This window comes from Neorhizobium galegae, from assembly GCF_017877135.1.
Taxonomy (GTDB): Bacteria; Pseudomonadota; Alphaproteobacteria; order Rhizobiales; family Rhizobiaceae; genus Neorhizobium; species Neorhizobium galegae_A.
The window spans coordinates 463,829-489,168 of record NZ_JAGIPH010000004.1 but is presented as its reverse complement, the minus strand read 5'-3'; the positions used below and the strand labels follow the sequence as shown (position 1 = coordinate 489,168).

Genomic DNA, 25,340 nt, shown 5'->3' with positions numbered 1-25,340 from the left:
CTCACCGTACTCGCGGCAAAGCTTGGCGAGAGGATGCCCGACGACAAGGACAGCGCCGACAGCGTCGCATCCGTCGAGGCGGGCGCTGCCCGTGTCACCACCACCGTATAGGTCTTCGTCGTGCTGCCATCTTCGGCCGTCACCACCGTGGTGATCGTATTGGTGCCGACGGAAAGGCTAATCGAGCCCGACGCCGTGCCGGAGGTGACGGGAACATTGTTCACCGTCACCGTCGCATTGGCGTCCGTCACCGTCGGCGTCACGGTGATCGACGTCGTCGTATTGGGCACCGAGGCCGTGTAGCTGACCGTACTCGCGGCAAAGCTTGGCGAGAGCGTGCCGGACGACAGAGACAGCGCCGACAGCGTCACATCCGTCGAGGCGGGGGCTGCCGGAGAACAGGTAGCAACCATGCTTACAGAAGCGACATCCAATCCCCCCTGATAATTTATGCCGATGTCCAGTGAGAAATCGGAAATTGTTCCGTCAAAGGTATAGGATCCAGCTGTCGCATAGGGACCGGGACCATATGAACTGTCGTAATATTCGACATTATAATAATCGCCCGCGTAATAGTTTATGTAAGACAAACCGGAAATGTTGGAAGTCACCTGTCCGCTCACAGTCCAGGAAATCTTCTCCCCCACTGAGAAACCACTGTAATCTTCGGGCACGTTGTGAAACGTGCCGACCAACAAGGTGGACGTGTCCAGCGTTCGTCCCGCCCCGCCCCAGTCGGCATTGAGCTCCGTACATGCCGTCGACAGCGCAGCCGCTCTGGCAGGCATGGTCATCATGCCAGTTGCCACGATAAATGCGACAAGACCGGCTATCGCCATCCCCGAATTGTCCGAAAGCGCCTTCAGACAGCGACCGGCAAGCCGGAGACCACCTGAAGCGGCGCCACCAAGCAGAAGCAAAACAAAGAATAGAATCATCCCAAATCTCTGCCTATCGAGGATCCTTGAGGAATAAAATCACGACATATATTTCAGAACCCGATTCTTACATTGAATTTTCTTCGACAGAAACTCCCAGTTCAAATCCTGCGAGCAAAATCCCCCTCCGCAACCAAGAACTTTTTGGTTGCGCGAAAAATGCAACACACTTGCAATCTGAAATAGATGCTGTCGCCATCAAGGGAACACAACCTGAAGAGGAGCAGACGGTGTGATCGCCCTTGCGGCAGCGATGGCGGCACCCGGCCGACGCTTGCGCCGCGCGGACGCTTGCGTGCTTCAACACGCGGGCCAGCAGCCGGGAACACCGGTTGTTACGTTCTGCAGACGCTATTTTTTGATGCATCCTGTTTACGATACACTTTTTAGGTGTATATTCCCGCATGGCTTTCGCTGAAGCGTTGAGCGCAGGCCCATCAGCAAAAGGGAGAAGGTAATGATCAACGTGAAGACACTCAGCCAAATCGTGCTCCGCGGCCTTGCCGCATCCGGAACCATGGCGACCCTTGTCGCAAGCGGCGGCGTCCTTTCGATGACGACGGCATCGCCGGCGCTGGCATGTTCACCGGAGGATTATATCGGGTCGATTTGCATCATGGCCGGCGATTTTTGCCCGCGAGGCTATGTCGAAGCCAAGGGACAGACGGTCGAAGTAAACCAGAACCAGGCCTTGTTCTCCATCCTTGGCTACCGTTATGGCACACAATCCAATCCTAATATGTTCACCCTTCCCGACCTGCGCGGGCGCAGTCCCATCGGCTCCAGCCCAGGGCCTGGGCCTGGGCTTAATACTGCTGTTAACCTCGCCGCAAAGGTCGGTGCGCAGCAAATCTTTCTCAACCCCACGCAAGTTCCCGTGTCGCCGCATACGCATCCCGCGACATTCACCGGAACGGGCTCCGGAACGAAGACAGTGGACGTGCCGGCTCAGGCCGGGACGCTTGCGGTCAGCGCCAAGCTGATTGCCAAACAGACACAAGGCGTGCAGAGTGCTGTTAACGGTGCATTTCTCGGCCAAGGATCCGCCACCGGCGCAACGCAGGCACCCATCTACGTGCCAGCGGCACTGGTGGCAGGGACTGCCGAACTGGGTGGTCTTGACGTACAACTGACGGGAACACCGGGCAGCCCGAAGATCACTTTCGATGTGCCGGTCGGGATTACGGGTGGCACCGTTGCGGTTGGACCAAACTTGCTGGTTGCACCCACCACCGCCGTCAGCACCCAGTCCCCCGGCCTCGGCCTGACCATGTGCATAGTGACGGACGGCCTCTATCCGCCGCGGCCCTGACATTGATGCCCAAGCGAGAAACGCCGGCCCCTGCGTCACAGGGCCGGCGTTCTTCGTGTCGATCGATGCTGATCAGGCGGAAAGCTTCGCCATGACCTCGTCGGACACCTCGAAATTGGAATAGACCGTCTGCACGTCGTCATCGTCTTCGAGATTGTCGATGAGCTTCATCAGCGACTGGGCCTTTTCCTCGTCCACCGGCACGGTGTTCTGCGGCTTCCAGGCGGATTTCACCGTCTGGGCTTCGCCGAGCACGGCTTCGAGAGCCTTGGACACTTCACCCATGCTTTCGAAGGCGCAGATGATGGTGTGGCCGTCCTCGTCGGAGATCACGTCGTCGGCACCGGCCTCGATGGCGGCTTCCATCACCGTATCGGCATCGCCCGCGGATGCCTTGTAGACGATTTCGCCGACATGATCGAAGGAGAAGGACACCGAACCGGTTTCGCCGAGAGCGCCGCCGGCCTTGGTGAAGATGGAGCGCACGTTGGAGGCGGTGCGGTTGCGGTTGTCGGTCAGCGCTTCCACGATGATCGCCGTGCCGCCCGGGCCATAGCCCTCGTAGCGGATCGCATCATAGCTTTCGGCATCGGCGCCGGACGCCTTCTTGATGGCGCGGTCGATATTGTCCTTCGGCATGGACTGCGCCTTGGCGTTCTGGATCGCCAGACGCAGCGCGGCGTTCATGCTCGGGTCGGGCAGACCGCTCTTTGCAGCAACGGTGATTTCGCGTGCGAGCTTGGAGAACATCTTGGACCGGATGGAATCCTGACGGCCCTTGCGGTGCATGATGTTCTTGAACTGTGAATGGCCAGCCATGGCACCCCTTCATGCGTAAAATGTCCGGAATGGCGGGCTTATAGGCACGAATGCGGCTTATGTTCAAGAAAAAAGCGGGCGATCTCGTGTAGGCGGGCAAGCGCCGGCCCGGAACAAAGAGCAGCCGCTCACGTTCTTGCCCCGACCTCCACATCAGGAAAGGACCAGCAATGGCAAGTCTTACGGAAGCACGCGAACAGCCTGCACGCCAGCTCTTTGAAGAGATCGACGCAATTCATGCGGGCATGCTGGGCATCGAAGGCTCCAGCATGCACATGCAGCCGATGGCCCCGCATGCAGACCGCAAGACCAATACGGTCTGGTTTTTCACCCGCAACGATACCGATCTCGTGAAGGCGATCCGCCCCGGCACGCGCGCGCATTTCTGCGTCGTCGGCAAGAACCACGATTATCATGCCTGCCTTGCCGGCGTGATCGAGGTGCGCAAGGATACCGCAAAGATCGATGAATACTGGAGCGCGGTGACGGCTGCCTGGTACGAGCACGGCAAGGACGATCCGGCGCTGACCCTGCTTGCGCTTCACGTCGATGATGCAGAAATCTGGGCCTCGACGGACAGCAGCCTGAAATTCGGCTGGGAAATCGCCAAGGCCAACCTCAACGACGAGAAAATGCCGGATGTCGGCGTCAAGCAGCACCTGACCTTCGCCTGACGCTGCATAAGCCCTCCTGAGGCGATCGATGCGCCGCGTGTCCGAAAAAGGGATGCGCGGCGCTTTCGTTACAGCCCCGCAGGCACCACGATCCGCGGCTTGCGCGGCAGGCTGCGCAGGGACACGGTAAGTGTCGGGCTTTCCGCGTAGACGATGTCATATCGGCTGTCGAACATCGCCAGGAACCGGTCGAGCGACGGCCCGCCGCGATGCATCGGCAGGATCAGCGAGGAGCGCAGGCGCTGCACGACGCGGCTCATGCTGTCCGCCCCCATGGTCAGTCCGCCATCGGTCGGAACCATCAGCACATCGAGACGGCCGATCTCGGCATAATGGGTGTCCGTCAGCTCATGATGCAGATGGCCGAGATGCCCGATGCAGAGGCCTGCTATTTCGAAGATGAAGATCGAATTGCCGTTTTCCTCAAACCCGCCATAGCCGCGGATATCGGTCGTGACATTGCGGATATAGCTGTCGGCGACCGTCACATGATGCTCGGCCCTTTCCCCCGGCACGTCGCTCCAGCCATGAAGGACATGGGCGATGGCGGGATCGGGAGAGAGGGTGAAATGGGTCGAATGCGCCTTGTTCATCGTCACCACGTCAGGCTTTGCCTTGGGCGTGTGATAGCCGCTGAAATCCGTAGCGATCACCACCCCGTCCGGGCTTTCGATCTGATAGGTGGAATGACCGATGAAGGTGATTTTGACCTCTTCACGGCCGACGCGCGCCTGCGCCATCTCGACCGGGCTGACACTGGCAAAGGTCGCCCTTGGAACAGCTTGCGCGATGGCCTGGCACTGGCTGGCCGGCTGCGTCCGCGAGGGGGGCGACGGCGAAGGGATGACCGCCTGAGCTTTTGCCTCGCCCAGTTGGATCGTTGCAGCCAGAAGAACGAATGCGACAGTCCGCAGCATCATGCCACTCCCTTGTCCGGACCCGTTCGGAAAGGATGCGGCAGGACGCGGAGGCCGTAAAGCCGGAAGTTGCGATGACGGCTCACAATGGCGTCATTGCAGGACCTTCCACCTATTCAGGTAGCGCGGGCGGAAAAGGGTCAGCGGGCCTCGCCGTCGGCCGGCGCACGCGGGTCGAGCATCAGGCTTTCCGGCGTGGCAAGCGGCGCATTGGCGGCAGGGGCCGTGGCGTAATTGTCCTTTTCCGTACGCGGCAGCGCTGCCCGCATCCGGCTGCGGAAAATGGCATGGGCGACCACGGCGATATGGGCGCAGGCGGTGACGGCAAACAGCGCGTGCGGGCCGAAATGGGTCATCACCGGGCCGCCAAGCGTCGGGCCGATGATCGTGCCGATGCCGAAGAGCAGCAGCAGACCGCCCGAGACCTTCACGAAATCCTCCGAAGAGGCAAAGTCATTGGCATGGGCAACGGCAATCGGATAGAGCGCGTTGGCAGCCGCGCCATAGATCGCCACCAGCACGATGATGACATAGACATTCATCGGCTGAAGGACGAAGAGCAGCAGACCGGCGAGCGCCGAAAGGCCCGACAGCCCGGCCAGAACGAAGCGGCGGTCCATGCGGTCCGACAGGCGGCCCGCCGGAAACTGCATGATGGCCCCGGCAAAGATCGTGGTGCTGACCATGATGGCAATCGTGGACTGGTGCATGCCGGCCTGCGCGGCAAACACGGCCACCAGCGTGCCATAGGCGCCATTGGCAATGCCGATCATCAGAATGCCGACGAAGGAGACGGGCGAGTTTCGATACAGCGCCGGTAGATCAAGGCTCACCCGTTTCAGCGGCTGCGGAGACGCCGCCGTCGACAGCGTCGTCGGCAGGATGGCCAGGCAGTAGAGAATGCCGCAGACCATGAACAGCAAGGGCGTCGTGACATCCGCCACGCCGACCATCAACTGCCCGCCGACCACGCCCAACAGGGTGATCGAAATATAGAGCGAGAAGATCGCGCCGCGGCTCTCATTGGTGGCGCGTTCGTTGAGCCAGCTCTCGATGATCATCGAGGTGCCGGCCGTGCAAAAACCCGTGACGGCGCGAAGGGTCAGCCAGGCAGCGTCATGGACGAACATTCCGGTGACCAGAACATTCAGGCAGATGATCGCCCCAAAGCCGGAAAAGGCCCTGACATGGCCGATCCGGCGCACCAGTTGCGGCGCAATGAAGCAGCCGAGCACGAAGCCACCCGCCCAGGTCGTGCCGAGGAGACCCAGCACCTCGTTTGTATATCCCTCATGCGTGCCGCGCACGGGCAGCAGAAGCCCCTGCAGGCCATTGCCGAGGAACAGAAAAAGCGTACCGATGAGGAGACTGAGAACAGGCAGGATATTGCGTGGCATCGAGACGGACCGCTGGCGTTCGGTTCAGGTTCTGCCCTGCAGAAAAGCACGGCAATGGTTAAACTTGCAGTGCCAAACGTGCGTAAACGGCAAATTGCCGCACAAAACGACGGTTGACGGCTGAAGGGACAGCGAGCCGGCATCCAATCATGAAAGAACTGGTATCGAATCTCTCTCCCCGGGCCTATCTGTGGTGCAGACCAAAAATGTCCAGCCTGTGGCTGACCGAGCATAAGCTTTGAGAAAATCATGACGAAACTGATCGGCCTCCTGCTTCTGCTCGCCATGATCGTCCATCTCATCAAGCCGCTTGGCCTGCCGTTCCTGAAACGCCGGAGCGATTTCTGGAAGATCGCCATTCTCGCCTTCGTTCTGTGGGCGGCAGCGCTTCTCCTGCGCGATTTCACCTGAGCCCAATGACCCTGCCTGCAAAGGCGCCGGATTTTTTGCGCCCCAGCGGCCTTGAAATCTCTACCGGATGGATAGAGATTGGCCACTTGGCAAAGGAACCGCCCGGTTCTCGTAACCGGCGGACAAACTGGAGCGCGCATGAAGTATGATGTCGCCGTCGTCGGGGCCGGATTTTCGGCCATCGCAGTCACCATCAACCTGATGCGGCAGCTGCCGGCATCCGCCCGCATTGCCGTGGTCGGAGACGATCCGGGGTTTGGACGCGGCACGGCCTATCGCAGCGAGTTCCACCTGCACCGCCTCAACGTGCCGGCCGCACGCATGTCGATCGACCCGGAAGCGCCCGATGATTTTCTGACTTGGCTTCACGACCACGACCGCGCGATCGGGGGACATGATTTTGCCCCGCGCAGCGATTTCGGGCTTTACCTGCGCGATCGGCTGGCCGCACTTTTGCGCGAACGCGACAGCCGCGCCAAGGTGGATTTCATCAAGGCAAAGGCGGTGGGCTGTCTGGATATCGGCCCCGAAACCACGCTGATCCGGCTCGACAATGGCGACGGGCTGGCGGTGAAGGCGACGGTCCTGTGTCTTGGCGTGGGGGCCGCCCCCTTGCCGCTGCCCGGTGATGCGATTGCGCCATCAACGCGGGCCGCCATCGTGGAAAATCCCTGGCGGCTGAGCTGGCTGTCGAAGGTCGGGCGCCATGACCGCGTCTGCATGCTGGGCTCTGGCCTCACCATGGTGGACCAGGTTCTGGCGCTTCGGGCGACCGGTCATCGCGGCCAGATCCATGTGCTGTCACGGCGCGGGCTTCTGCCGCATGCCCACGAGGTTCATCATGCGGCCGCCGTGCCGCCGGACCTTCCGCACGGCGACCGGCGGCTCAGTGCGCTGCTTGCCCATCTGCGCCGGAAGGTGCGCGAGGGAGCCCCCTGGCGGGCGGTGATGGACGGGCTGCGGCCCCACACGCAGCGCCTCTGGCAGGAGCTGGACGAGGCACAGAAGGCGCGCTTCCTGCGCCATGGGCTTGCCTGGTGGACCGTCCACCGGCACCGGCTGGCGCCCGATGTCGGCGAAAGCCTGAAGGAACTCGTGGCGCAGCAGAAAATCTGCGTGCATGCGGGCTACCTGAACCGCATCGAGGCCACCGATCCGGGCGTCACGCTCTCCTATCGCAAACGGGCAACCAGCACGATCGAGCGGCTGACGGTGGACTGGGTGGTCAACTGTACCGGCATGGAACGGGCCGGCATTCGCCATTCACCGCTGCTGCAGGCCATGGCCGGGCGTGGCCAGCTGCAGGGCGACCCGCTGGGCCTCGGCATCGTCGTCAACGGCCAGTCGCAGCTCATCGCCAGGAACGGCGAGACGCATCGCCACATCTATGTGGTGGGCGCGCTGACGGCCGGCCGATTCTGGGAAATCACCGCCGTGCCGGATATTCGCGTGCAGGCGCATGCCGTTGCCCGCGATATCTGCGGGGCGCTGGAGATGGCGCCGGCATAATCTCACCGCAGATGCACGTCAAACGCTGATATGCCCTTCCATGACGCTGACGCAGCGCCCGCCGATGCGCACCTCCTGAACAGCCCCGGCCAGTTTGTCGACCGTGACCGCAATCAGGCTGCGGCGTCCCATCTCGACGCCCTGTTCGATGGTGAGGTGAAACGCACCATCCGGCGCACTGTCGAGATCGGCGAGAAAGGCCGAGAGGGCGCCGGACGCGCTGCCGGTGGCCGGGTCCTCAAGCACATTGTCGAGCGGGGCAAACATGCGGGCGCGCAGATGCCAGGGATCGGCGCTGTCGCGCACGTAGAGAAACAGCGAAAAATCATGCGGCGACGGTCCGTGGCTTTTGGCCGCATCGCCAAAGGCCGCAAGGTTCGGCCGGGCACGGGCAAGACTTGCCAGATCGCTCAACTCCGCCACGACAAACGGTAGGCCGACCGAGACGACGCGCGGCGGATGACTGTCAACCCGCACGGCTCCATCCGGCAGACTAGCGCAGGAAAGAATGATCTCTGGTGGAACCATCTCACCGACAGTCAGCGGCTGCGGCGCACGGATGGTGGCGCCCACCACGGCGGCCTCCTCGCGCTCGAGCACCACCTCGACCAGACCCGCCTTCTCCTCGAACCGCAGCACATCGCCGATGGCGCGGCCGAACAGGTGGCTCTCCTGCCCGAGAACGAAGGCCGTGCCGACATTCGGATGGCCGGCAAAGGGAATTTCGGCGGTGGGGGTAAAGATGCGCACCCGCGCATCATGAGCCGGATCCTGCGGCGGCAGCACGAAGGTGATTTCCGAATAGCCGAACTCGGCGGCGATCTTCTGCATGGCGTCGTCGCTGATGCCGCGCGCATCGGGAAACACCGCCAGCGGATTACCGCTGAACCGCTCCTGCGTGAAAACGTCAACGGTCACAAACGCTGCCTTGCCCATACCTGCCTCTCCGGTGTCTTTTTGGGAAGGCATGGCTAGCGCAGGCGCTCCTGCGCCACCAGCCAAAGCTTTTGACGAAAGCCATCAGAAAATGTGAAGGGCCGCCCCTTTTAGAGGGCGACCCTTCTCCTCCTCCAGAAAGACGAGGAATCAGACCTTGTTGACGCTTGCGCCGTAGATCTGGTCGATGGTTGCGCCGAGGCTCGTATTGAACTCCTCGTCGCTCATCGACACGCGCAGCCCCTCGGTCAGGCCGCGTGAAAAGCTGGCGATCATGCCGTGATTGTGTGTCAGCTTCTCGCAGGCATCTGCCGTGCTGTAGCCGCCCGAGAGGGCAACGAGGCGCACGACCGCCGGGTGGGCGACGAGCGGCGCATAGAAATCGGCAACCGTCGGAATCGTCAGCTTCAGCATGACGGTGACGCCTGCCGGTAGCTTGTCGAGTTCCGCGATAATCTCGTCGCGCAGGATGGCTTCGGCCTCCGCCTTGGTCGGGCTCTTGATCAAGACTTCCGGCTCGATGATCGGCATCAGGCCCTGCGCGATGATCTGGCGGGCCACGTCGAACTGCTGCTTCACGACCGCTGCGATGCCTGTCTTGTCGGCATGGGCGATCACCGAGCGCATCTTGGTGCCGAAAATCCCCTTTTCGCGGCCGCGAATGAGGAGAGCGTCGAGATCCGGCATCGGCTTCATCGTCTGAACGCCGTTTTCTTCCGCGTTGAGGCCCTTGTCGACCTTGAGGAAGGGCACGACACCCCGCTTTTGCCAGAGATAGGTCGGCACAGGCTCGCCATCGACATCGCCGTCCATCGTGCGCTCGAACAGGATGGCGCCGATGACCTTGTCACTCGAAAAGGCCGGCGCCGTCATGATGCGCACGCGCATGGCGTGCATCAGGCGGAACATGTCTTCTTCGCTGGAATAGTCCGTCTCGGACACGCCGTAGAGACGCAAGGCTCCGGGTGTTGAACCACCGCTCTGATCCAGCGCCGCGATAAATCCGGGCGCGGACGTCATCCTGTCCAACATCTTGGCGTACCCCATGCTTACACTCCTGTCCCTTAAGTCGGTGCACAACGCGTTCGTATTTCTCAATACCATTCGCGGATAACAGAAGTTTTTTTTGAGGGAAATCCTACGCTTAAGGCTTGAAACGATTGAAATTATTTCAATCGTTTAAAATATCTAAATTAATTTAAAGTTGTTCGCATCGACAGGCGGCGGACTTGGAAAAGCCGCCGCCTGCGCTAAAGCGTCGCGCCTTAAGCGCCCTTCTGCAGAACGGCAACGCCCGGCAGTTCCTTGCCTTCCATCCATTCGAGGAAGGCGCCGCCCGCCGTCGAGACATAGGAGAAATCATCGGCGACGCCGGCATGGTTGAGCGCCGAAACAGTATCGCCGCCGCCGGCTACGGACACCAGCTTGCCGGCTTTCGTCTCGGCCGCGGCAAGCTTTGCTGCGGCCACGGTTGCAGCGTCGAAAGGCTCGATTTCAAACGCGCCGAGCGGGCCGTTCCAGACGAGCGTCTGCGCCTTCTCGATCCAGCCGCCGATCACCTCGATGGATTTCGGACCGACGTCCAGCACCATGGCATCGGCCGGGATGGCCTCGATATCAACCACTTCATGGGCGGCACCGGCCTTGAATTCGCGGGCGACGACGCCGTCGACCGGCAGCACGATGGCGCACTTGGCCTCTGCCGCCTCGATCATGATCTTCTTGGCAAGGTCTGCCAGATCATGCTCGCAGAGCGACTTGCCGACATTCGTGCCGCGGGCGGCGATGAAGGTGTTGGCCATGCCGCCGCCGATGACCAGCGCATCGACGCGCTTTACGAGGTTCATCAGGAGATCGATCTTGGTCGATACCTTGGCACCACCGACGATGGCCACCACCGGACGCGCCGGATTGCCGAGCCCCTTTTCCAGCGCTTCCAGTTCCTGCTGCATGGTGCGCCCGGCATAGGCCGGCAGAAGATGGGCGAGACCTTCCGTCGAGGAATGCGCCCGGTGGGCAGCGGAAAAGGCGTCGTTGATGTAGATGTCGCCGTTTTCTGCGAGCGCCTTCGTGAAGGCCGGATCGTTCTTTTCCTCGCCGGCGTGAAAACGGGTGTTTTCCAGAAGCAGGATATCGCCATCGGCCATGCCGGCCACGGCGTCGGCGGCAGCCGGTCCGATGCAGTCGGCGGCAAAGAGCACGGCATGGTCAAGCACGGCCTCGACGGCGGGTGCAATCAGCTTCAGCGACATGTCGGCGACGGCTGCGCCCTTCGGACGACCGAAATGGGCCAGCAGGATGACCTTGGCGCCCTTGCGCGACAGTTCCAGAATGGTCGGCGCCACGCGCTCGATGCGCGTCACGTCGCTGACCTTGCCATCGGAGACGGGCACGTTGAGATCGACACGCACGAGAATGCGCTTGCCGGCAATATCGGAAAGGTCGTCGAGGGTCTTGAAAGCCGCCATGGTCTGCATCCAATCTTGAAGGGTTGTCATTTCGATGCGGACCATACCCCACCTGACCGGCGACGCAAGCCGGGACAGGGGGCGATCAGGGCTGATTTTCACCCGGTCCTGCCGGCGGCGGGAGATCCGTTTCCGGTGTCGCCGGGGCCATCGCCAAGGCAGGCGCAACGGTTGCGGCCGGTGTCGGCTTTCCCCGGTAGCGGCGCAAGGTGTCGCGCACCCGGTGGGCGATTTCGCGCATGTTGATGAAGATCGGCAGCGAGATGGCCGGCTCCACCGGTTCAAGCGAAATGCCGACCGAACGAATATGATCGCTCTCGTCGAGATCTCGCACGATCAGGATGATCGAGCCGAGGCGCACGCGGTCGGCATATTCCGCATTGCCGCCGAGACGATAGGTCATGAGATCGCCGATGGTCATGGCCTGTTCGGCAACGGTGAGGAGACCCGGACCATAGGCGGCATCGAGCTCCCGCGAGGGCCGGCTTGCGGAAATGGCAAAGGCGCCGAAGAAATCGGCATCGTCTTCATCGACCGGCGCACGGCTGGCGAACAGCCGGTCGAGGAGGCGCGAATAGCCCGGCGCGATGAAGAGATAGACGTAATCGTTTTCGCGCAGACGCCCGGCATATTGATAGCGCATGCTGCGTCCGTCGCGCACCACGAGAGACGGCGTTGCCCAGCGCGGAATGCGTTCGCCGCGCAGAACGGGGCTGTCCTTGATGACGCGGTAGGAAATCAGCTCGTGGGTGGCGCGGCCCGGCAGGTCGAGTTCCACCTTGTCCACTTCACCGAGCCGCGGCGGAATGATGAGGCCAAGCCGTTCGGCCACGGGCTTGATCGTCCAGCCCTGAACCAGAAGCGACACCAGCACGATGATGAAGGCGGTGTTGAAATAGACATGGCCCGCATCGATGCCGCCAAGGATCGGCATGATGCCGAGCAGGATAGAGACGGCGCCACGCAGCCCGACCCAGGCGACAAAGCCGATTTCCTGCTGGGTGAAGTCGAAGGGCAGAAGGCTCAGCCACACGGCAATCGGACGGGCGACGAAAATGAGGAAGAGCGCAAGGCCGATCGCCGGCAGGAGGATCGCCGGAAACTGCGAGGGCGTGGCAAGCAGTCCGAGCAGCAGGAACATGATGATCTGGGCAAGCCAGGTCAGCCCGTCCTGGAAACGGGTGATCGCCTCCTTGGCAAAGATCTTGCGGTTTCCAGCAAAAATGCCGGCGACATAGACGGCGAGAAAGCCGCTGCCGCCGACCGCGCCGGTGAAGGAGAAGACCAGAAGCGACAGCGCCAGAACGAAGATGGGAGCCAGCCCCCGGTCGACCGGCAGGCGGTTCAGTACCGCGACGATCATGATGCCGCCGAGAAGACCGAGCGCGCCGCCGAGGCCCATCTGCTTGACGAACATGGTCAGCAGATCGAGGTTGAAGCCGGAGGCGCCGTGGCCGCTGCTGATGAGTTCCACCAGCGCGATCGTCAGGAACACCGCCATCGGGTCGTTTGTGCCCGATTCCACCTCGAGCGATGAGCGCACCTTGTCGCGGATATGGATACCGCCGATGCGCAGAAGGAAGAACACGGCCGCGGCATCCGTGGAGGCAACGATGGAGCCGAGCAGCAGGCCTTCCAGCCAGCTCATTCCCAGAAACAGCGAGGCGGCAAAGGCGAAGATGGAGGCCGTCAGCACCACCCCGAGCGAGGCCATGGTGATGGCGGGAACGGCTGCAATGCGAAAGGCATGCAGCGAGGTGCCGAAACCGCTGTCGAACAGGATGACGGCGAGCGCCAGCGACCCCATCATATAGGCCACGGGGTAATTGCTGAACTCGATGCCGATGCCATCGACACCGGCGACAAGCCCGATCAGCAGGAAGACAAGCAGCAGCGGAGCGCCGAACCGGAAGGCAAGAAGGCTGGAAAAGGCGGCCGCCAGCACCAGAACCGTTGCCACCAGCAGGATGATATAAAAGGCCTCCAAGGCTAAAGTCCCCTTTCCGCTCCGTCTTTTGCCGCGCCTTCCGCCTCAACGCTTGTCTTCGGTCGCAATAATCCCGTGCACGGCTTTTGCGTCTTCGCGCCGCGTCACCGCCCCAAAGCAAAGGGGCGAAGGTAAAAAAGAATGCTGGTCCGACTTGCGCCGTAAGGAATCAGGCAATGGCCAATTAGGCATCAGCAAATCCGGCAAGAGAAGGGCGAAGCGCCAAAAAGCTCGGGCTCTGCCGGGTTTTCTTGCCACCATGGGATGTAAGCGCAACCGCCTGCCGGAACGCGGGAGCCCCTCCCCCCGCTCACCGGCAATTCTTCAAACGCAAAAGGGCGGCCGAACCGGTCGGCCGCCCCCTCGTTCATCCGTCGGATGACAATCAGATGGTCTTGGCGAGCGCCACGGCCGTGTCCGACATGCGGTTGGAGAAGCCCCACTCGTTGTCGTACCAGGTCAGGATGCGCACGAAGTTGCCTTCGAGAACCTTCGTCTGGTCGAGCGCGAAGATCGAGGAATGGCTGTCGTGGTTGAAGTCGCGCGACACCAGCGGCTCGTCGGTATAGCCGAGGATGCCCTTCAGCGCGCCGTTGGAGGCAGCGATGATGGCATCGTTGACTTCCTGGACCGAGGTCGTCTTCTTGGCGACGAACTTGAAGTCGACGACCGAGACGTTCGGGGTCGGCACGCGGATCGAGGTGCCGTCGAGCTTGCCCTTGAGGTGGGGCAGAACGAGGCCAACGGCCTTGGCAGCGCCGGTCGAGGTCGGGATCATCGAGAGCGCTGCCGCGCGGGCGCGGTAGAGATCCTTGTGCATGGTGTCGAGCGTCGGCTGGTCACCCGTGTAGGAGTGAATCGTCGTCATGAAGCCATGATCGATGCCCAGCGCGTCATCCAGCACCTTGACCACCGGCACGAGGCAGTTCGTCGTGCAGGAGGCGTTGGAGATGACCAGGTGTTCGCTGGTCAGCTTGTCGTGGTTGACGCCAAAGACAACCGTCAGGTCCGCGCCATCGGCCGGAGCCGAGACGATGACGCGCTTGGCGCCGGCCGTCAGATGCGCGGCAGCCTTGTCGCGCGAGGTGAAGATGCCGGTGCACTCCAACGCGATGTCGACGCCCAGTTCACCATGCGGCAGTTCCGCCGGGTTGCGAACGGCCGTCACCTTGATCGGCTTGCCGCCGCCCACGATGATCGTGTCGCCCGAGACTTCGACCGAAGCCGGGAACTTGCCGTGGATCGAGTCGTAGCGCAGCAGATGCGCATTCGTTTCGACCGGGCCGAGGTCGTTGATGGCAACCACTTCGATATCCGTACGACCGGATTCGACGATGGCGCGCAGGACGTTGCGGCCGATGCGACCGAAACCATTGATGGCAACCTTGACAGTCATATGCATTCACTCCCTCGAAAATGGGCTTTTATCGAAACTGCGAGGCGCCGGCGGCGCCTCGCCAGATGGATGCGGCAGCCGCGCCGTTACCTGGACTTTAAAGCGCAGGCGGCGCTGCTGCCTGGACCTAGATCAACTCAAAGCTTGGCTTCGGCAGCCGCCACCACGGCTTCGACCGTGATGCCGAAATGCTTGTACAGCTCCTTGGCCGGACCCGAGGCCCCGAAGGACTTCATGCCGATAAAGGCGCCATCATGGCCGATGAAGGCATCCCAGCCCTCGCGCACGGCCGCTTCCACGGCGATCTTCACCGGCGAGTGGCCAATGATCGCGCGGCGGTAGTCCTCGCTCTGCTCGAAGAACAATTCGACGCAGGGCACGGAGACGACGCGGGTTGCAACGCCCTTCGCCTCAAGCGCCTGGGCGGCCTTCACCGCAAGTTCGACTTCCGAACCGGACGCGAAGATCGAGACCTTGGCATCGCTCGACGAGACCAGTTCATAGGCACCGTTGGCGCAGAGGTTCTTTTCCTCGTACTCGGTGCGCACCGGCATCAGGTTCTGGCGGGTGAGCGCCAGGCCCGAGGGGCGATGCTTCTGGTTGAGCGCAATCTGCCAGCACTCGGCCGTTTCGGTCTCATCGGCCGGGCGGAAGAGCAGAAGGTTCGGGATGGCACGCAGTGCGGCGAGATGTTCGACCGGCTGGTGCGTCGGTCCGTCTTCGCCAACGCCGATGGAATCGTGCGTCCACACATGCACGACGCGAATGCCCATGAGAGCGGCAAGACGCACCGAGGGGCGGCAGTAGTCGGAGAAGATCAGGAAGCCGCCGGAATAGGGAATGAGGCCGCCATGCAGCGCAATCCCGTTGATGGCAGCCGCCGTCGCATGCTCGCGAATGCCCCAGTGCATGTAGCGACCGGAAAAGTCGTTCGGGCTGATCGACGTCATCTGGCTGGTCTTGGTGTTGTTGGACGGCGTCAGGTCCGCCGAGCCACCGAAGGTTTCCGGCAGCAGGCCGTTGATCACTTCCAGCACATCTTCCGAGGCCTTGCGGGTGGCAACCGTCGGATTGTTGGCGGCCACCTTCTTCTTGAAGGCATCAATGGCGCTGTCGAAGCCGCCCGGCAGGTCGCCGGCAAAACGGCGCACGAACTCGGCGCGCTTTTCAGAGGCCGTGGCCGCCAGACGCTCTTCCCATTCCTTGCGCGCCTTGGTGGAGCGCAGGCCGGCCAGACGCCAGGCATCCAGCACGTCGGCCGGAATGGCAAAGGCTTCCGATTCCCAGTTCAGCGACTTGCGGGCCGCAGCGATTTCTTCGGCGCCGAGCGGGTTGCCGTGAACCTTGTGGGTGCCCTGCTTGTTGGGCGCGCCGAAACCGATGATGGTCTTGGCCGCAATGAAGGTCGGGCGATCGGACTTTTGCGCAGCCTCGATGGCCGCGGCAATCTCGTCCGGGTTATGACCGTCAACTTCGATCGTGTTCCAGTGCACGGCCTTGAAGCGTGCGATCTGGTCGGTCGAGTCCGACAGCGACACGGCACCGTCGATGGTAATCGAATTGTTGTCCCAGAAGACCACGAGCTTGTTCAGCTTCAGGTGGCCGGCAAGCGCGATGGCTTCCTGGCTGATGCCTTCCATCAGGCAGCCGTCACCGACCAGAACATAGGTATGGTGGTTCTGCAGGTCGCTGCCGAACTCCGTCGAGAGCTTCTTTTCGGCAATGGCCATGCCGACGGCATTGGCGATACCCTGGCCGAGCGGACCGGTGGTGGTTTCGATGCCGGAGACGTGGCCGTATTCCGGGTGGCCGGCGGTCTTGGACCCTAGCTGGCGGAACTGCTTGATGTCTTCGATCGTCATGTCCTCGTATCCGGTCAGATAGAGGAGCGAGTAGATCAGCATCGAGCCGTGGCCGGCAGACAGCACGAAGCGGTCACGATCGGGCCAGAGCGGGTTCTTCGGATCGAACTTCAGGTAGCGGCTGAACAGAACGGTTGCGACGTCGGCCGCCCCCATCGGCAAGCCTGGATGGCCGGAATTGGCCTTCTCGACAGCATCCATGGCAAGGAAACGGATCGCGTTCGCCATCCGGTTATGTTTTTCTGGAGAGGTCATGGCTAGCCCGCTGGTTCGCAGTGTCAATCGCGGTCCTGTTGAAGGACCAAATGAGGCGCGGTCGATCCTTATCAGGTGCGACGGCCAAGTCAACAAACGGCATGTTCCCCGATCCGTTCCCGCGACATATGGCGCCTCCGTCGGATCACGGGCCGCACGACGCGCCCGATGGGAGGCCCAGGCCGAAAAAACAGTGCAAAACAACGCGATCCACAGGTAAGCGATGCCGCCCCCTGCCGGGTTGATTGACCGCCTCATCCGCCACGCTTACTGTAGAAGGCAGACCACACAGCGGGTCATCACGATTCGTGACTGCCCTGGCGGGCCTTTGAGTACCAGCAGGATGCCGTGGAAAAAACGTTGAATGCAGCCCTGTCCGAGCTTCGCAACGCCGTGAACGGCCTGGAAAACGCCATAGACATGCGCGTTGAACGCCAACGGGAAGCGGGCGACGTGGAAAACGAAGTGCGTCGCGTCCATGCCGATCGCGCACGTCTTGCACAGGAACTCGACCAGTCGGAATTTCGCGCGAACCGGCTGGAGGAGGTCAACCGCGAGGTCTCCCGCCGCCTGGTGACGGCCATGGAAACCATCCGCGCCGTTCTCGACCGGTAAGGCAGTCAGGTAGAGGGTAGAGTAACCGCATGGCGCAAGTCACAGTGATGATCGACGGCAAGGCCTACCGGATGGCCTGCGAGGAAGGGCAGCAAAGCCATCTGGAAGATCTCGCCGCGCGTTTCGACCGCTATGTCGGCCACCTCAAAAGCCAGTTCGGCGAAATCGGAGACCTGCGTGTCACCGTCATGGCCGGCATCATGGTGATGGATGAACTGACCGAAGCCGAACGACGCCTCGCAGCGCTTGAAAACGAACTTGTCGGGCTGCGCCACAGCCGCGAAGGCGCCGTCGAGCAACAGCTGCAGAGCGAGCAGGCCATCGCCGCCGCCATCGGCGAACTCGCCGCCCGCTTGAACGGTATTACCGCAAAACTCAACGCCCGCCCGCAGGCACCGACGAATTAACGTCCGGACCACTGGCGGCGACATCGTTCCTCGCCTATATTGCTGATGCGGTCTGCGCTTCCCGACAGGAACCACAATCCCTGGGGCCATACTCGATCCAAAGGGAGCTGTCCCTGACCAGGCCCGTGGGCTTGGACATATGGCGCCCACCTACGTTTGTAGGCACCCAGGATCGTAAACATCCATCGGTCGCCGTGGATCGCACCCTTCCCTCCTCCTGGTCAAAAGCTTCTCGCCTGTCAGCAGGTTTTTGCGCAGCTCGGCAGTCCTTCACTTGCTGGAGTGCCATGGCGACCCTTGACGGGACTCCCGCGAAATAGCGGCTCGGCCCGTTCTGTCGATAAATGCATGAAAAACACAGGGCTTTTGGCTGCGGCCCCTTGAAAGGCGCGGGTACTGACCCATTTCCCGCAACCAGGGGACAGGTTTTTCGCGTACCATGCCATTTTCAAATTCCAAGTTTGCACGCTCGTCGCTGCTGATGCTCATCATTGGCGCAGCCGTTCTTGCCGCCATCGTCGTTTCGTCCGTCGTGCTGTCGCGCATGACGCAGACCTATTTCGATGACGTGGTGCGCCTTCGCGCGCTGCGCAGTGCCGCGGCCGATACCATGCTCTATCTGCGCTCGGCGGAAGCCGGCCAGCGCGGCTATCTGATCACCGGCGACGAAAGCTTCCTGAAGCCCTACACGGCCGCCACTGAGGGCATGGCCGAGCAGCGGGAACGGCTGGAGAAAGCCTATACCGCCCAGACCGCCGTGCGCTTCTCCATGGACGAGTTCGACGCGCTTCTCGCCGAAAAGCTCAACGAGATGAAATCGACGGTCGATCTGGCCACCAGCGGCAAGTTCGACGCTGCGATCGACATCGTGCGCGATGCCCGCGGCCAGAAGATGATGGAGGACATCAGCAGCAAGCTTGCCGGCCTGATCAGCGATCTCGACCGCAAGCTGACGGCCGGCGTGCAGGAACTGCGCGACGTCGCCTCGATGCTGCAATGGTTCACCATCGGCGGCGGCCTGGTGATCATGGCCGTTGTCGGCGGCGCCATCGCCGTCGTCATGCAGCATGTGCGCGAGCTGTCGCGCGCGCACCGCGAGGTGGAGGAACTGAATGCCGGGCTCGAGGAGCGCGTCAACGAGCGCACCGACGACCTCATCCAGGCCAACCGGGAGATTCAGCGCTATGCCTATATCGTCTCGCACGACCTGCGCGCCCCGCTCGTCAACATCATGGGCTTTACCAGCGAGCTGGAACAGACGCTGAAATCCATCCGCACCTACGTGCTTGCAGAGAACACAGAAACCCTGCGTGACGACGAACTGCGCGAGGCCCGTCTTGCGGTGGAGGAAGACCTGCCGGAAGCTATCTCGTTCATTCGCTCCTCGACGAAGAAAATGGACGGCCTCATCAACGCCATCCTGAAAATTTCCCGCGACGGCCGGCGCGAACTGAAGCCGGAGCCCGTCAACCTGCAGTCGCTGCTGGAAGCCACCGCCGACAGCATCAATCATCAGGTGACAGAAGGCGGCGGCGAGGTGTCGATCGCGGTTGCGGCGGCCCGTCCGCTGATCACCGACCGCTTCTCGCTGGAACAGATCTTCGGCAACCTGTTTGACAATGCGGTCAAATACAAGGACCCTACCCGCGCGCTCAATCTGACCGTGCGGGCCTTTTCCGTCGGCCGGAACGCGCTGCGCATCGAGGTGTCTGACAACGGACGCGGCATTGCACCGGAAGATCACGAGCGTGTTTTCGAGCTTTTTCGCCGCTCCGGCCTGCAAAACAGCCCCGGCGAAGGAATTGGCCTTGCACATGTGCGATCATTAGTCAGAAATTTAGGCGGGGAAATTACGGTCTCCTCCACGCTCGGCGGCGGATCGACCTTCATCATCCGCCTGCCGATGGATTTATCCCAGTATGTCAGGAGTGATGGGGCATGAAGGCAGCAGGTCGCGAAGTGACGATCGTCATGGTCGAAGATGATGAGGGCCATGCGCGCCTCATCGAGAAGAACGTGCGCCGCGCCGGCGTCAACAACGAGATCGTGCCGTTCACCAATGGCAACGCGGCCCTCGACTACATTCTGGGTGCGGACCGCAGCGGCGACAATATCCAGAACCGCTACATGCTGATCCTTCTCGATCTCAACCTGCCGGACATGTCTGGCATCGACATCCTGGAAAAGGTGAAATCCAACGCGCATGCCAAGCGGCTGCCGGTGGTGATCCTGACGACGACGGATGACGAGCGGGAAATCCAGCGCTGCTATGACATGGGCGCCAATGTTTACATCACCAAGCCGGTGGATTACGACAGCTTTGCAAATGCCATCCGGCAGTTGGGCCTGTTCTTCTCCGTCATGCAAATACCCTGAACGTCCCGTGGAGCCGATGCCGCAGAAGACCATCCTATATGTTGACGATGACGTGGCGCTCGGGCGCCTCGCGCAACGGTCTCTCGGTCGCGTCGGCTACACCGTGCACCATGTCGTTGATAGTGAAAGCTGTCTGGCGGCCCTGGATGCGGGCAAGTTCGATGCGGTGGTGCTCGATCATTATCTGCGCGGCGAAACCGGGCTCGACATTCTGAAGGCCCTCAACGCCCGCGGACGGGTCGTTCCGACCATTTATGTCACCGGTTCCAGCGAAGCGACGATTGCCGTGGACGCGCTGAAGAACGGCGCATCGGACTATGTCATCAAGACCGTGGGCGACGAATTCTGGTCGCTGATGGACAGTGCGCTGGCCCATGCGATTGCCACCGCCGAGCTTCGCCGCGCCAAGGAGCGCGCCGAGCAGGAGATCCGCCTCGGCAAGGAACGAGCCGAGGTCCTGTTGGCGGAAGTCAACCATCGTGTCGCCAACAGCCTTGCGCTGGTGGCGGCCCTCATTCGTTTGCAGGCTACCAACAGCCGTGACGAGACGGTGCGCGAGGCGCTGTCGGAAACGCAGGCGCGCATTTCCGCCATCGCCGGCATGCACCGCAGCCTCTACACCTCCGACGACGTGCGCCATGTCGAGATGGACAAATACCTCGGCACGCTCGTGCAGGAGGTGCAAAGCTCGGTCAATATCGAAAGCCAGGGGCCGTCGATCCGGCTTGAAGCCGAGCCGGTCTCGCTGACCTCAGACCGTGCCGTATCCGTCGGCATGATCGTCACTGAACTTCTGACCAATGCCATCAAATATGCCTATCCGGCCGGCGTCGAGGGCGAGGTGCGCGTCATGCTCACCCGAAGTGGCGACAATCAGGCGCTGCTTGCCGTCGAGGATGACGGCGTCGGGCTGGTGGAAGGATCGAGCCCGAAAGGCACCGGTCTCGGCAGCCGCATCGTGCGCTCCATGGCCGCCACGCTTGGGTCGGCCATCCGTTACGTGCCCTCCGCTGTCGGCACGCGAGCAGAGCTAAGCCTCGAATTGGCCGCCGATGCCGGCTGATCCTGTTGCAATGGCAGGACCTGACCGTTAAGATTGCCGCAACGTCAGCCTGCCACCCCGTCAACCGCTGTTTCCGTGGGTTGTGGCCGGCAGGATCAGCCGGTTAGCGTGCTGATCCGGGATCGCCGCGTGTCGTGCGGCCATGGTCCTTGACTGTAACCGAAGAGTGTCTCTTGTTAACCGAAATTCTGATTGTCGTCTGCCTTACCATTCTGAACGGCGTTCTTGCCATGTCGGAATTGGCGGTTGTCTCCTCGCGCCCCATCCGCCTGAAGATGATGGCCGAACAGGGCAATAAGGGCGCCACCATGGCGATGCGCCTTGCCGAAAACCCCGGCCGCTTCCTGTCCACCGTCCAGATCGGCATCACGCTGGTCGGCGTGCTGTCCGGCGCCTTTTCCGGCGCCACGCTTGGCGCGCGCCTTGCCGGCTGGCTGCAGACGCAGGGGCTCTCTCCTGCCCTTTCCGACGGACTTGGGGTCGGCACGGTTGTCGTTGCCATCACCTACCTGTCGCTGATCCTCGGCGAACTGGTGCCCAAGCAGATCGCGCTGCGTGCGCCGGAAAATGTCGCGGCCCGTGTGGCACCAGCGATGGTCGTGCTGTCGAAAGTGTCGCTGCCGCTCGTCTGGCTGCTCGATGCCTCCGGACGGGCCGTGCTGCGGCTTCTCGGCCAGCAGGGCCAGTCCGACGACCGGGTGACGGATGAGGAAATCCGCAGCGTTCTGGCCGAAGCCCATAGCGCAGGCGTCATCGAATCGGAAGAATCGGCGATGATTTCCGGCGTCATGCGCCTCGCCGACCGCACGGCGCGCGGCCTGATGACGCCACGCCGCGACGTCGAGGTGATCGACATCGAGGATGACCTTTCCGAGATCCGCGAACAGCTGCGCAACACGCAGCGCTCCCGTCTTCCGGTCCGCAACGGTTCCTCCGACGAAATCCTCGGGGTATTGTTTGTCAAGGATGCCTATGAGGCCATCGCCCAGGGGCTCGACCTCGATATCCGCAACCGCATGCGCGAGGCGCCGGTTGTTTCCGACCTGACCGGTGCCATCGACGTGATCCAGGGCCTTCGCCGCACATCCGCGCAGATGGTGCTGGTCTATGACGAATACGGTCATTTCGAAGGCATCGTCACCTCCGGCGACATCCTGGAAGCCATCACCGGCGTCTTCGAGGAAGACAATATCGAGGAGCCGGCCGTTGTGCTGCGCGAGGATGGCTCCTATCTGGTGGCCGGCTGGATGCCGGTTGACGAGTTCGCCCACCAGATGGGCTTTACCATGAAGGACGATCCCGATTACGAAACCGTCGCCGGCTTCGTGCTCGATGAATTGAAGCACCTGCCGCAACTTGGCGAAAGCTTTATCTGGAACGGCTGGTCCTTCGAAGTGATCGACCTCGACGGCCGGCGCATCGACAAGCTGCTCGTGCGCAAACTGGCCGAGGACGCATGAGCGGAAGCGGCGCGGAAAAAGCGCAGCTGCGCAAGGAGACGCTTCTTGAGCGCGACGCGCTGTCAGCGGACGAGCGCATCGAAAAAAGCCTCGCCATCGCCGATCATGGCAGCGCCGCGCTGCGGGACGAGGCGTTTGCCGTCGTCTCCGGTTTTCTGCCGATCCGCTCGGAAGCCGATATCCGGCCGCTGCTCTCGACGCTCCGGCAGAGCGGTGCCCGCATTGCCCTTCCCGTCATCCTCGACAAGGAAACCATCGTCTTTCGCGAGCTTCTTCCCGGCGCAGAACTGGTGCCGATGGGGTTTGGCACCTATGGGCCGGGACCGGAAGCGGCCGTGCTCGACCCCGACCTGATGCTGGTGCCGCTCGCCGCCTTTGACGGCAAAGGCCAGCGCATCGGCTATGGTGGCGGCTATTATGACCGCGCCATTGACCGTTTGCACAGAAAAGGCCTCTCTCCGCGCCTCATCGGCATTGCCTTCGATTGTCAGGAAGTGGCATCTGTTCCGGCAGAAACCCATGATGTCCGGCTGCACGCGGTCTTGACCGAAAGCGGCCTTCGACGCTTCAACCCTTGATCGGATCGGCATGCGACTTCTTTTTCTCGGTGACATGGTAGGCAAGACGGGCCGCACGGCCGTCTGGGATCGCCTGCCCGGCCTCGTCTCCGACCTCAAACTCGATTTCGTCATCGTCAACGGCGAAAATGCCGCTGGCGGCTTCGGCATTACCGAGGACATTTTTCTCGAAACCGTCAACGCCGGTGCTGACGTGGTCACCACCGGCAACCACGTCTGGGACCAGAAGGAAGCCGTGAGCTTTGCCGGCCGCCACGATCAGTTTTTGCGCCCGGCGAATTACCCGGCCGGCACGCCCGGTCGCGGCTCGGGCCTCTTCTATGCCCGCAATGGTGCGCGCGTGCTCGTCGCCAATGTCATGGGCCGCGTCTTCATGCATCCGGAACTCGACGACCCCTTCAAAAGCGCCGAAGCGATCCTTGCCGCCTGCCCGCTGAAGGAACAGGCGGACGCGATCATCTTCGACTTCCACGCCGAAGCAACCAGCGAAAAGCAGTGCTTTGGCCATTTCGTCGATGGGCGCGCAAGCTTCGTGGTCGGCACCCACACGCATGTACCGACCGCCGACCACCAGATCCTGAACGGCGGCACGGCCTATATGTCGGATGCCGGCATGTGCGGCGATTACGATTCGTCGCTCGGCATGGAAAAGGAAGAGCCGCTCAACCGGTTCATTTCCAAGATGCCGAAGGGCCGTTTCGAGGCAGCCAGCGGCCCGGCGACCATCTGCGGCGTCGGCGTTGAAATCTCCGACACGACGGGGCTTGCGGAAAAGATCGCGCCTCTGCGCATCGGTCCGCGCCTCACCGAAACCATTCCGGACTTCTGGCGCTAAAGGACAAAAAACGATGGGCCTCTTTGACGACGACCGCCCGAAAAAGCCGTCACAGCACGAGATCGGCAGCGATCTGTCGCTGCTGTCGGTCGAGGAGATCGACCTGCGTGTGGCGCTTCTTGAAGCGGAAATCCAGCGTCTTTTGGCGGAACGCAAGACGAAGGAGGCGGGCCGCAAGGCTGCGGACCAGCTGTTCAAGCTTTGACCCGCGTTCGCCGGGCAACGGCGCTCGCCTTTGCTGCTGAGGCGCGCTTTAAGTGGATATTAAGCATTTCCGGTAATTATGCAGCTGTCCGGTTCTGCCGGGCTCAGACGGTTTCTCCAGTCGGCGAATTGGTCTGATTCTCCCTGTTTTACCTTGAGAGCCGCTTTTGCGGCTCTTTTTTTATGTCCTTGTGGAAACTGTGGGAATTAACCCTTCCTTAAGAATTGCCTTGCGGATTTCCGCTAGTGGTATCATCTTCTGGGCATGAACGGCGGGGCGCGGAACTTTTTGCCCGCTTCCGTCATTGCTGAACAAGTGAATGCGTTAGCAGGATAATCTCGATGTCAGAACAGGTATTGAATACCGTCAGTTTCGCCGGCCGCGCCGCTAACTCGTCGCAGTTCAAGGCTCTGTATGCGGAGGGCATGTCGCTGGTGGAAGAGACCGCGGCCTATCTCGACGGTCCCGGCCGCGCTGCCTCGAAAGTGCTTCCGCGCCTTGCAACGGTGCTTTATGCGGCCGAATCCATGCGCCTGACGACACGCCTGATGCAGATGGCATCCTGGCTTCTGCTGCAGCGAGCCGTGAACAACGGCGAAATGAGCCAGGACCAGGTCCTGTCGGAAAAGAGCAAGGTGCGCCTCGACGGCTTCAACGTCGATCGCATGGCACCGGGCTGGGGCGACCTGCCGGAAGCCTTCCGCGATCTCGTCGAGCGTTCGCTTCGCCTGCAGAACCGCGTGGCCATTCTCGACCGGGAAATCTACCGCCCGAACGACACCATCGTGCCCGACAACGAAAACAGCGTCCGCGCCCAGCTCGATCTCCTGCGCACAGCGTTCACCAGCTAAGCTGGCATAGGGTGCGGGACTACGAAAAAAGCGGGCCCGGCCCGCTTTTTTGATTCTTTCTCTCTCTGC

24 protein-coding genes and 1 other RNA gene are annotated in these 25,340 nt (G+C 61.8%); 15 read left to right on the top strand and 10 right to left on the bottom strand.

The features are described from left to right. A partial coding sequence (locus J2858_RS15185) for a cadherin-like beta sandwich domain-containing protein (protein WP_210105634.1) occupies positions 1-413 on the bottom strand: 413 nt, incomplete at its 3' end. 982 nt (positions 414-1,395) lie between these two features. Here J2858_RS15185 and J2858_RS15180 point away from each other — a divergent pair. Beyond that, the gene (locus tag J2858_RS15180) at positions 1,396-2,250 is read left to right on the top strand and encodes a phage tail protein (RefSeq protein ID WP_210105633.1); all 855 of its coding nucleotides are present in this window, start codon (positions 1,396-1,398) and stop codon (positions 2,248-2,250) included. 72 nt (positions 2,251-2,322) lie between these two features. Here J2858_RS15180 and J2858_RS15175 read toward each other — a convergent pair whose 3' ends face one another. Beyond that, positions 2,323-3,069: a YebC/PmpR family DNA-binding transcriptional regulator gene (locus J2858_RS15175; protein ID WP_210105632.1), complete on the bottom strand. Its 747-nt coding sequence runs from the start codon at positions 3,067-3,069 to the stop codon at positions 2,323-2,325. 170 nt (positions 3,070-3,239) lie between these two features. Between J2858_RS15175 and J2858_RS15170 the strand changes: the two genes are divergently transcribed. Continuing rightward, the gene (locus tag J2858_RS15170; protein ID WP_210105631.1) at positions 3,240-3,743 is read left to right on the top strand and encodes a pyridoxamine 5'-phosphate oxidase family protein; all 504 of its coding nucleotides are present in this window, start codon (positions 3,240-3,242) and stop codon (positions 3,741-3,743) included. A gap of 68 nt (positions 3,744-3,811) precedes the next feature. Here the strand turns inward: J2858_RS15170 and J2858_RS15165 are convergent, their stop codons facing one another. Both J2858_RS15165 and J2858_RS15160 read right to left on the bottom strand, forming a co-directional pair. Next, on the bottom strand, positions 3,812-4,663 hold the full coding sequence (locus J2858_RS15165; protein WP_210105630.1) for an MBL fold metallo-hydrolase: 852 nt from the start codon (positions 4,661-4,663) through the stop codon (positions 3,812-3,814). A gap of 137 nt (positions 4,664-4,800) precedes the next feature. Then, positions 4,801-6,057, bottom strand: coding sequence for an MFS transporter (locus tag J2858_RS15160; RefSeq protein WP_210105629.1), 1,257 nt, complete (start codon positions 6,055-6,057; stop codon positions 4,801-4,803). Between the two features lie 249 nt (positions 6,058-6,306). Here J2858_RS15160 and J2858_RS15155 point away from each other — a divergent pair, with 249 nt between their 5' ends. Both J2858_RS15155 and J2858_RS15150 read left to right on the top strand, forming a co-directional pair. Next, on the top strand, positions 6,307-6,468 hold the full coding sequence (locus J2858_RS15155; RefSeq protein ID WP_210105628.1) for a hypothetical protein: 162 nt from the start codon (positions 6,307-6,309) through the stop codon (positions 6,466-6,468). A gap of 138 nt (positions 6,469-6,606) precedes the next feature. Next, complete coding sequence (locus J2858_RS15150; protein ID WP_210105627.1) at positions 6,607-7,977, top strand: FAD/NAD(P)-binding protein; 1,371 nt, start codon at positions 6,607-6,609, stop codon at positions 7,975-7,977. Positions 7,978-7,995: 18 nt separating this feature from the next. Here the strand turns inward: J2858_RS15150 and J2858_RS15145 are convergent, their stop codons facing one another. The 6 genes from J2858_RS15145 to tkt all read right to left on the bottom strand — a co-directional run bounded on the left by J2858_RS15145 (position 7,996) and on the right by tkt (position 16,881). Beyond that, entirely contained in the window at positions 7,996-8,913 is a 918-nt protein-coding gene (locus J2858_RS15145; protein ID WP_210105626.1) for a PhzF family phenazine biosynthesis protein, read from the bottom strand. A 150-nt stretch (positions 8,914-9,063) separates the two neighbouring features. Beyond that, positions 9,064-9,960, bottom strand: coding sequence for a fructose bisphosphate aldolase (locus J2858_RS15140; protein WP_210105625.1), 897 nt, complete (start codon positions 9,958-9,960; stop codon positions 9,064-9,066). A gap of 218 nt (positions 9,961-10,178) precedes the next feature. Continuing rightward, positions 10,179-11,381 (bottom strand): phosphoglycerate kinase, encoded by a 1,203-nt coding sequence (locus J2858_RS15135; RefSeq protein WP_210105624.1) that lies wholly within the window; start codon positions 11,379-11,381, stop codon positions 10,179-10,181. A gap of 85 nt (positions 11,382-11,466) precedes the next feature. Beyond that, positions 11,467-13,368 carry a potassium/proton antiporter gene (locus tag J2858_RS15130; protein ID WP_210105623.1) on the bottom strand — a complete coding sequence of 634 codons (1,902 nt, stop codon included), beginning with the start codon at positions 13,366-13,368 and terminating at the stop codon, positions 11,467-11,469. A gap of 385 nt (positions 13,369-13,753) precedes the next feature. Beyond that, positions 13,754-14,764: a type I glyceraldehyde-3-phosphate dehydrogenase gene (gap, locus tag J2858_RS15125; RefSeq protein WP_210105622.1), complete on the bottom strand. Its 1,011-nt coding sequence runs from the start codon at positions 14,762-14,764 to the stop codon at positions 13,754-13,756. 137 nt (positions 14,765-14,901) lie between these two features. Further along, positions 14,902-16,881 (bottom strand): transketolase, encoded by a 1,980-nt coding sequence (gene tkt / locus J2858_RS15120; RefSeq protein ID WP_210105621.1) that lies wholly within the window; start codon positions 16,879-16,881, stop codon positions 14,902-14,904. A gap of 360 nt (positions 16,882-17,241) precedes the next feature. Here tkt and J2858_RS15115 point away from each other — a divergent pair, with 360 nt between their 5' ends. The 11 genes from J2858_RS15115 to J2858_RS15065 all read left to right on the top strand — a co-directional run bounded on the left by J2858_RS15115 (position 17,242) and on the right by J2858_RS15065 (position 25,271). Next, positions 17,242-17,496 carry a DUF4164 domain-containing protein gene (locus J2858_RS15115; protein WP_210105674.1) on the top strand — a complete coding sequence of 85 codons (255 nt, stop codon included), beginning with the start codon at positions 17,242-17,244 and terminating at the stop codon, positions 17,494-17,496. A 29-nt stretch (positions 17,497-17,525) separates the two neighbouring features. Further along, the gene (locus J2858_RS15110; RefSeq protein ID WP_210105620.1) at positions 17,526-17,903 is read left to right on the top strand and encodes a cell division protein ZapA; all 378 of its coding nucleotides are present in this window, start codon (positions 17,526-17,528) and stop codon (positions 17,901-17,903) included. A gap of 46 nt (positions 17,904-17,949) precedes the next feature. Further along, positions 17,950-18,108: non-coding RNA, 6S RNA (gene ssrS, locus J2858_RS15105), on the top strand. A 234-nt stretch (positions 18,109-18,342) separates the two neighbouring features. Further along, positions 18,343-19,845 (top strand): sensor histidine kinase, encoded by a 1,503-nt coding sequence (locus J2858_RS15100; protein WP_210105619.1) that lies wholly within the window; start codon positions 18,343-18,345, stop codon positions 19,843-19,845. Next, positions 19,842-20,279, top strand: a complete 438-nt coding sequence (locus J2858_RS15095; protein WP_210105618.1) for a response regulator — start codon at positions 19,842-19,844, stop codon at positions 20,277-20,279. The genes J2858_RS15100 and J2858_RS15095 overlap by 4 nt, the downstream gene beginning before the upstream one ends. A 16-nt stretch (positions 20,280-20,295) precedes the next feature. After that, positions 20,296-21,342, top strand: coding sequence for a sensor histidine kinase (locus J2858_RS15090; RefSeq protein WP_210105617.1), 1,047 nt, complete (start codon positions 20,296-20,298; stop codon positions 21,340-21,342). 188 nt (positions 21,343-21,530) lie between these two features. Then, positions 21,531-22,802: a hemolysin family protein gene (locus J2858_RS15085; RefSeq protein WP_210105673.1), complete on the top strand. Its 1,272-nt coding sequence runs from the start codon at positions 21,531-21,533 to the stop codon at positions 22,800-22,802. Further along, positions 22,799-23,380 (top strand): 5-formyltetrahydrofolate cyclo-ligase, encoded by a 582-nt coding sequence (locus J2858_RS15080; protein ID WP_210105616.1) that lies wholly within the window; start codon positions 22,799-22,801, stop codon positions 23,378-23,380. Before J2858_RS15085 ends, J2858_RS15080 begins: the two co-directional genes overlap by 4 nt. A 10-nt stretch (positions 23,381-23,390) precedes the next feature. After that, positions 23,391-24,215 carry a TIGR00282 family metallophosphoesterase gene (locus J2858_RS15075; protein ID WP_210105615.1) on the top strand — a complete coding sequence of 275 codons (825 nt, stop codon included), beginning with the start codon at positions 23,391-23,393 and terminating at the stop codon, positions 24,213-24,215. 13 nt (positions 24,216-24,228) lie between these two features. Next, complete coding sequence (locus J2858_RS15070) at positions 24,229-24,420, top strand: DUF1192 domain-containing protein (protein ID WP_210105614.1); 192 nt, start codon at positions 24,229-24,231, stop codon at positions 24,418-24,420. 341 nt (positions 24,421-24,761) lie between these two features. Beyond that, the gene (locus J2858_RS15065; protein WP_210105613.1) at positions 24,762-25,271 is read left to right on the top strand and encodes a DUF1465 family protein; all 510 of its coding nucleotides are present in this window, start codon (positions 24,762-24,764) and stop codon (positions 25,269-25,271) included. The last annotated feature ends 69 nt before the right edge of the window (positions 25,272-25,340 follow it).